Annotated in this window: 5 protein-coding genes and 1 pseudogene; 3 read left to right on the top strand and 3 right to left on the bottom strand. The window is 69.8% G+C overall.

What is annotated here, in order from left to right:
- Positions 1-46: 46 nt before the first annotated feature.
- A complete protein-coding gene (locus tag ACWDTP_RS35890) occupies positions 47-1,552 on the top strand; it encodes a M81 family metallopeptidase (protein ID WP_450027977.1) in 1,506 nt (501 codons plus the stop codon).
- Here the strand turns inward: ACWDTP_RS35890 and ACWDTP_RS35885 are convergent.
- A pseudogene (locus ACWDTP_RS35885) lies at positions 1,500-3,196 on the bottom strand (2-isopropylmalate synthase). The gene ACWDTP_RS35890 and the pseudogene ACWDTP_RS35885 overlap by 53 nt on opposite strands.
- A gap of 246 nt (positions 3,197-3,442) precedes the next feature.
- Between ACWDTP_RS35885 and ACWDTP_RS35880 the strand changes: the two are divergent.
- Together ACWDTP_RS35880 and ACWDTP_RS35875 are read left to right on the top strand one after the other, a co-directional pair.
- Positions 3,443-4,114, top strand: coding sequence for a FadR/GntR family transcriptional regulator (locus ACWDTP_RS35880; protein ID WP_450027976.1), 672 nt, complete (start codon positions 3,443-3,445; stop codon positions 4,112-4,114).
- Entirely contained in the window at positions 4,111-4,908 is a 798-nt protein-coding gene (locus ACWDTP_RS35875) for an ABC transporter ATP-binding protein (RefSeq protein WP_450027975.1), read from the top strand. The genes ACWDTP_RS35880 and ACWDTP_RS35875 overlap by 4 nt, the downstream gene beginning before the upstream one ends.
- A gap of 83 nt (positions 4,909-4,991) precedes the next feature.
- On the opposite strand, the gene ACWDTP_RS35870 is transcribed toward ACWDTP_RS35875, so the two are convergent.
- Positions 4,992-5,984: a hypothetical protein gene (locus ACWDTP_RS35870; RefSeq protein ID WP_450027974.1), complete on the bottom strand. Its 993-nt coding sequence runs from the start codon at positions 5,982-5,984 to the stop codon at positions 4,992-4,994.
- On the bottom strand, positions 5,974-7,630 hold a 1,657-nt coding region (locus ACWDTP_RS35865; protein WP_450027973.1), incomplete at its 5' end, for an HsdM family class I SAM-dependent methyltransferase. The genes ACWDTP_RS35870 and ACWDTP_RS35865, both read right to left, overlap by 11 nt.

Raw genomic sequence — 7,630 nt, 5'->3', positions numbered from 1 at the left:
GGGTGCGCAGATCGAACGTCAACGCGGCAGACATGGAGGGGTCACGATGAGAGTTCTGGTTGCCGGGTTCCAGCACGAGACGAACACCTTCGCTCCCGAACCCGCCCGCTACGCCAATTTCAGGAACGGGGAAGGCTTTCCGTCCCTACGCCGTGGTGCAGGCCTGTTCGATCTGGAGCACGTCAACATCCCGGCCGGCGGATTCCTGGCCGCGGCGCGCAGGCAGGACTGGACGGTCCTGCCGGTGCTGTGGGCCGCGGCCAGCCCGAGCGGACCGGTGGAGGCCGAGACCTTCGAGCGGATCGTCGGAGAGATCGTCGACACCGCCCGGTCGCAGACCCCGGACGCGGTGTATCTGGACCTGCACGGGGCGATGGTCGCCGAGCACCACGACGACGGCGAGGGCGAACTGTTGGCACGGCTGCGTGCGACCGTCGGACCTGAGGTGCCGATCGTCGCGAGCCTCGACCTGCACGCCAACGTGTCCGAGCGAATGTTCGACTGCGCCGACGCCCTGGTCTGCTACCGCACCTACCCGCACATCGACATGGCCGAGACCGGGTCGCGCGCGGCGGCACTGCTGGCCCGCCTCGCTTCCGGCGAGCGGTTCGAGCTGGCGTGGCGCCGTGTCCCGTTCCTGATCCCGATCAACTCGGGCTGCACGGACCTGGAACCGGCCCGTTCGATCTACGGCCGGCTCGCCGCGACCGGCGGCGACACCGCCTTCCTGTCCTTCGCCGCGGGTTTCCCGGCCGCCGATATCGCGGACTGCGGGCCGACCGTGTGGGGCTACGGCTCCGGTGGGGCCGCAGCGATCGCCGCGATGGTCGATCAGACCTACCAGGAGGTCACCGCCGACGAGGGCAAGTGGGCGGTCACCCTGGTCGACCCGCCCGAAGCGATCCGACTCGGGCTGGCCACCCCGGGGACGGGTCCGGTGATCATCGCCGACACCCAGGACAATCCGGGTGCCGGTGGTTCGGCGCGCACCACCGGCCTACTGCGGGCCCTGCTCGCCACGGGCAGCGCCGAGCCCACCGCGATCGGGTTGATCACCGACCCCGGTGCGGCCGCGGCCGCCCTGGCGGCGGGGGTCGGAGCCGGCGTGGACCTGAGCATCGGCGGTGAGCCCGCGGTGCCCGGCGACGAACCCGTCCGGGGCCGGTTCATCGTGGAGGCGGTCTCCGGCGGGCTGTGCCGGTTCGACGGCCCGATGCTGAACGGGACACAGGTCGACCTGGGCACCACCGCGTGCCTGCGTTCGGATGCCGTCCGGGTGGTCGTGACATCCGGTCGCACACAGGTATTCGACCGCAATCTGTTCCGCATGGTCGGCATCGACCCCGAGGACCAGCGGGTCGTCGTGGTGAAGAGTTCCGTGCACTTCCGGGGAGACTTCGCACCGATCGCCAGGGCGGTGCTGGTGGCCCGCTCGCCGGGCCTGATGGCGGCCGATCCGGCCGAGCTGACCTGGCGCAAACTGCCGTCGTCGATGCGGGTCACACCTGGATCCGGCCGGACGGCCCGGTCCATGTCGGGGACGGCGCGTTGACGGCGCGCAGCACCGCCGCCATCGACGCCCCGAGCACCGAATCGCTACGGCCACACGCCCAGGCCGGGCGGCCCGCCGACCGGAACTCCAGATAGCTGATCGCGGTGTTACCGATCGACTGCTGGGTCAGGCTGAGCACCTCGATCGGCCGGCCGAGCCCCGCCAGCGCCCGGGTGAGCGCGTCCACCGGGCCGATCCCCCGGTGGATGCTGGTGTCGGTGCGCCCGTCGACGGCCAGGGTCAGCTCGGTGACTGCCGCGGCCCCGTCGCCGCCGGTGTGCCAGTCCTTGAGTTCGACCGGCCCGCCGGACCCCAGATAGGCCTCCTCGAACTGGTCCAACAGTTCGGCGGCGGTGACCTCCGCGCCGCTCGTATCGGTGCGGGCCTGGACCCGGCGGGCGAAATCGATCTGCAGCCGCCGGGGCAGGTCGTATCCGTACCCGGTCAGCAGCAGGTAGGCGATGCCACCCTTGCCCGATTGTGAATTCACCCGGATCACCGCATCGTAGGTGCGCCCGATGTCGGCCGGGTCGATCGGCAGATACGGTACCCGCCAGTCGACTTCATGCTCCGGGCGACCGAGCGCGGCGGCCCGGTCGCGGTGTTCGGCGAAACCCTTCTTGATCGCGTCCTGATGGGTTCCGGAGAACGCCGTGTGCACCAGATCCCCGACATAGGGGGGGCGTTCGTGAATCGGCATCCGGGTGCAGTGCGATACGGTCCTGGCGATCTCGTCGATGTCGGAGAAATCGATCATCGGGTCCACGCCCTGGGCATGCAGATTGAGCGCCAGGGTGGCGATGTCGACGTTGCCGGTGCGTTCGCCGTTGCCCAGGACGCAGCCCTCCACCCGCTGGGCGCCGGCCAGGACGGCCAGTTCGGCGCAGGCGATTCCGGTCCCACGGTCGTTGTGCGGGTGCACCGACAGGATCACACCGTCGCGGCGCGACAGGCTGCGATGCATGTACTCGATCTGATCGGCGTACACATTCGGGGTCGCGACCTCCACGGTGGCGGGCAGGTTGAGGATGACCGGTCGGTCCGGAGTGGCCTGCCACAGGCCGGTCATCGCATCGCACAGCTCGAGCACATAGTCGGGTTCGGTGAGGTTGAACACCTCCGGCGAGAACTCGAACCGGACATTGGGCCGGTCACCGGTGAATTCGAGGACATCGCGCCACCGGCCAGGATCAGCTCGCGCAGATCGTGACGATCCTGGCCCAGCACCACATCCCGCCACACCGGGGCGGTCGCGGCGTACATGTGAATGACGACGTCGTTGCCGATGCCGCGCACCGATTCGGCCGTCCGCTCGATCAGATCACGGCGGGCCGGAGTGAAAACCACGATCGTCACATCGGGCGGGGCGATATCGGATTCGGCCAGCAGCCGGACGAAGTCGAAGTCGGTCTGGGATGCCGACGGATACCCGACCTCGATCTCCTTGTAGCCCATCGCCACCAGCAGTTCGAAGAGGCGGCGCTTGCGGGCCGGGTCCATCGGCTCGGCCAGTGCCTGGTTGCCGTCACGCAGGTCCACCGGGACCCACAACGGCGCCACGGTGATCCGGGCATCCGGCCAATATCGTTGCGGGGACGGGACTTCGACTCGGTCGTAGATGTTGGTGTAGCGGTGCCAGGGCATCTGCGACCGGCGCTGCCGGTTCCATGCCGGTGCGTTCGCCGGGACATCCCCGGCCGGGGTGTCGATGGTGGGAAATGCGGAGGTGGTCATCGCGGGCGCTTTCGGTCGGGTGGATTCGACCGGCGCGACTCAGCCCCACGGCAGGGGGCCGGTCGATTCAGGCCCCGCCGCGGCGGCTAAGCAGGAGCGCGCGCGTCATGATGGCTAGACTATACCCAACTCCTCAGACAAGTAGAGAGGTTGAGCATGTCCGCACAGGTGCGTCGCCATCCCCTGGCGGCTCAGACCGCGACGCTGCTCCTGGACCGCATCCGGGCCGGCGAATGGCGGCTGGGGCACCGCCTGCCGGGTGAGACGACGCTGGCCGCCCAACTCGGTGTGGGCCGCTCGACGCTACGCGAGGCGATCCGTGAGCTGGCCGGCAGAGGTGTGCTGGACAGCAGGCAGGGTGCGGGCGTGTTCGTCACCGCGCTGGATCCCGCCGAGGACTGGGACACCGTGCTGCGGCGGGCCACGATCGTATCGGTGATCGAGGCCCGCATCGCCATCGAGGCCGAGGCCGCGGCCCTGGCCGCCACCCGGCGCACCCCGGCCGATCTCCGGCTGCTGCGCCGCACCCTGGCCGCGCGCCGCGCCGACGGCCGCACGGTCCCCGACCATGTCGACGACGATATGGCGTTTCACCGCGCGGTGATCGCCGCCGCGCACAACGATGTGCTGACCCAGCTGTTCGACGCCTTTCTGCCCCGGCTGCGCCTGGCGATGATCGACATGCTCAAGATCCGGCCGGTGCCGTCGGAGGCGGCCGACCACGCCGCCCACGAGCGGCTCCTCGAATCGATCGCCGCCAGGGATGCCGACGCCGCGGCCGCGGCCAGCCGAACCCATCTGACCGCATTGAAGGAGGCATTGACATGACACCAGTCCTCGATATCGCCGACGTGACATTCCGCCGCGACGGCAAGCAGATCATCGACGGCATGTCGCTCACCGTGCAGGCCGGTGAGCATTGGGCGCTGCTCGGCCCCAACGGGGCGGGCAAGAGCACACTGCTGGGGTTCTGTGCGGCCGTGACCTTTCCGACGACCGGAACGGTGCGGATCCTCGGTGGCCAGATGGGCCGCACCGATCTGGCCGTGCTGCGCCGTTCGATCGGCCACGTCAATCCCCGGCACCGGTTGCAGTATCCGCTGTCGGTGCGCGAGGTGGTGCTGACCGGGATCACCGCCACGATCGACACCGCGGCCCGCTGGGTGCCCAGCCCGGCGCAGGTGCGGCGCGCCGAGGACCTGATCGACACCGTCGGACTGTCGGAGCGGGCCGACTCGACGTGGCCGACCCTGTCACAGGGGGAACGGGGCCGGACCCTCATCGCCAGGGCGCTGATCTCCGATCCCGAACTGCTGCTGCTCGACGAACCCACCACCGGCCTGGATGTCGCGGCCCGCGAACAGCTGCTGGAAACACTTGACACCCTGGATGACTCACATCCGGAGATGGCCTCGATCCTGGTGACCCATCACCTGGAGGAGCTCCCCACCACCACGACCCATGCGCTGCTGATCGCACATGGCCGGACCGTGGCGAGCGGACCGGCACTCGACACCGTCACCACCGACAACGTGACGACGGCCTTCGCCCATCCGGTGACGGTCGGCTACCAGGACGGCCGGTGGAGCGCGAGGGCCAAGGCCAGCTCGCGGATCGGCTAGCCCGGGCCGCCTTACCCGCGAATCCGACGAAACTGCTGCTCGCGCTGCGGTTTTGCAACACTTTCGTCGAACTCGGCGAAGGGTCAGCCCTCGGGAGCGTGGGCGCGTCGGCGCCGCGCCTCGCGGTGGCGGGTCACCGGTGAGATGTCGATGACCCGCGACACCATGATCTCCAGGAACCGCGACGGCTGCAGCTGCGGCGGAACGGTGTCGTGACGGATCGCGATGTCGGGCAACGCCGCCATGGCCTCGTCCACGGCGGCGGTCGCCACATCCACGATCTCGAAAAGGGTGTCGGGTTCCGCCTTTTCGAGGCTGTCGACCTCATCGCTGGCCTCGGCCACCTCGGCGTCGTGGTCGATCATCACCAGCGCCACGGCGTGATAGGCGTCATCCTCGGTGCCGAGCTTGCCCAGCAAGTCGATCAGCCATTCCGCCTTGTCGGGTTCGGTGTCGAGGATGGTGGAGCGCAGACCGTAGACGAAGCCGAGCGCGGCCAGCGGGTGACGCAGCCGCAGATTCTTGGCGTCCCCGTAGCTCTCCTCGACCCGGTTGGCCGCGTTCTTCCCGAAGCTGGAGTCCATCCGCTTGGTGCTGATCAGCAACTCGGGGCCGGTGTCCCAGTCCGACATCACCACGTCGACCTGTTTCATGTAGTGCTTGCCCAGCACGCTGGCGCTGGATCCGGCCACGCCCTTCATCGACCGCCGCAGCCGCTGTTCGATCAGCGCCCGCTCGCGCTGCGGGAGCGCGGCGAGCAGGTTGGCGATGGCGCCGGGCATGATCCGCGGATCGGCCGGCCTGGGCCAGACCGCATCCCGGTCGAACCCGGCCCGGCGCAACTCGTAGGCGAGCCACACATCGAGCGCCAGAGCGGGCACCCCGGTGGTCGACGGCGCGTTCAGATACAGCGGCACCCCGAGCAGTTTGCGCAGCACCCGGAAATCCGGGGCGTAGCTGACCGCGCCGTCGCGGCGCACCCACGGGTTGGTGTGCTGACCAGCAGGGGCGGCGTCGGCCACGATCCGGTCGAATATCGCCCATGCGGTGGCCTTGGTCGATGGTTCAGCGGGCACGCCGCGACCTTACCGTTCGCCGGGTGGCCAATGAATGATGCGCGGCGCGAACGGATTCCAGGGCCGTCTGGGACGACAGGCCGAGAGCGTCGTCGACCGTGCGGACCGCATCGATCAGCTCACCGCGGTCCAGCAGCGCGCCCACCCGGCGCCGCGCAGCGCGCAATGGCGCGGCCCTGGCGCTGATCAACTGCGGGGCCGGCACCAACCACCGGTCGGCCTCGCGGGGTTCGATCTTCAGGATGCCCCCGCCGTAGGAGCGGCCGACCATCTCGGCGTGCAGCAGGGTCACCGAGTTCAGCGACGCCAGCGGCAGCAGGTCGCGCCCGAGCCCGCCCAGCCCGTCACGCAGATACACCCCGTGCACCGAGTTGAGGTGATGGGCCATGGCCCGGTTGGTGACCAGCCGTGGCGTGTCGGCGTTCATGCAGGTCAGCAGTAAGTCGGCGGGTTCGACGAGCGGTACCTGGTACCACGGTCGGCGCACTCGGCACTTGTAGGCCAGGTGCACTCCCGCGGCGTGACCGGCGTCGACGTAGCGCTGCGCGGCCGCGGCGAGCCGTCCCGTCGGCCGGAACAGGTGCACCGATTTGCCGTCCTCCCCCAGCCGTCTCAGCTGGTCACCGGAGAGGGTGAGCCCGCGAAGGTGGGCGCTGCCCGGCGGGGACAGCGGCAGCACATCCGCGCGCCGCAGGCCCAGCTCGCGGACCCGTTGCGGGGACAACGCGAAATAACCGTTGTTCCCGGTCACCATCCCCAGCGTAGTGTCGGCCCAACTCTCCAACGGCGTGAAATCACCCGCGGTGTGCAGCGCGTGCAACTCATCGACCGGCCCGTTGCCGATGAGCCCGCTGATCCACTTGTCCGCCGGATCGCGTGGCGACCAACTCCGTTGCGCCAGTTCGGCCGTCAGCGACTCGGCGTTGCGGGCGCGGTGGATGACGGCGTGCCCGGACGGACCCTCGTCGAAGCCGTCGGCCAGCAGCAGCACCACATCCGCCTCGGCCTCGGGGAACACCTGCTCATCGAACATCACCAGCTCGACCGTGGCGAACCGGTCGAACAGGAACTTGCGCACCGCCGCCGCGTAATTGACGCTCAGCAGCTCGGCGGGCAGCACCAGCGCCATCCGGCCGCCGGACCGCAGGAACAGCGCGGCGTGCACGGTGAACGCCGCCCAGCTCGACGCCAGACCCGACAGCGCGACCCCCGCGGTGAGCGCGGCCCGGCGCGACTGGGCCCTGGCCTGGCCGCGGAAATCCTGGTAGCGGATGTAGGGCGGGTTACCGATCACCGCGGTGTAGCGCGGCTTCGGCGGGATCGAGAAGAAGTCGGCGGTCCTGATCTGGGCCTTGCCGCCGGCATCGGCGACGCGTCTACGGGCCGTGGCGGCGCTGGCCGGGTGCAGTTCCACGCCGTCGACCGAAGGGTCCGCGGCGCCCAGCTCGCCGAGCCGGGTCACCGCCTCGACCAGGAAGGCCGCCTCCCCCGCGGCGGGTTCGAAAACCGCGTCGGCGGGCGTCCGCACCGCCCACCGGGTCAGGTAGCGGGTGATCTCCGGCGGGGTGAAGAACGCACCGCGCGCTTTGCGGGTCGCGGCGGTGTCGGTCACCCAGTCATTGTTGCCGACGGCACCGACAAGAACG

The organism is Mycobacterium sp. NPDC003449 (assembly GCF_053588415.1).
This window is presented reverse-complemented; position numbering and strand designations above follow the sequence as displayed.

Excerpts from the sequence above, each read along its gene's own strand:
- ACWDTP_RS35890 (WP_450027977.1), top strand. The coding sequence starts at position 47 with ATGAGAGTTCTGGTTGCCGGGTTCCAGCACGAGACGAACACCTTCGCT.
- ACWDTP_RS35880 (WP_450027976.1), top strand. The coding sequence starts at position 3,443 with ATGTCCGCACAGGTGCGTCGCCATCCCCTGGCGGCTCAGACCGCGACG.
- ACWDTP_RS35875 (WP_450027975.1), top strand. The coding sequence starts at position 4,111 with ATGACACCAGTCCTCGATATCGCCGACGTGACATTCCGCCGCGACGGC.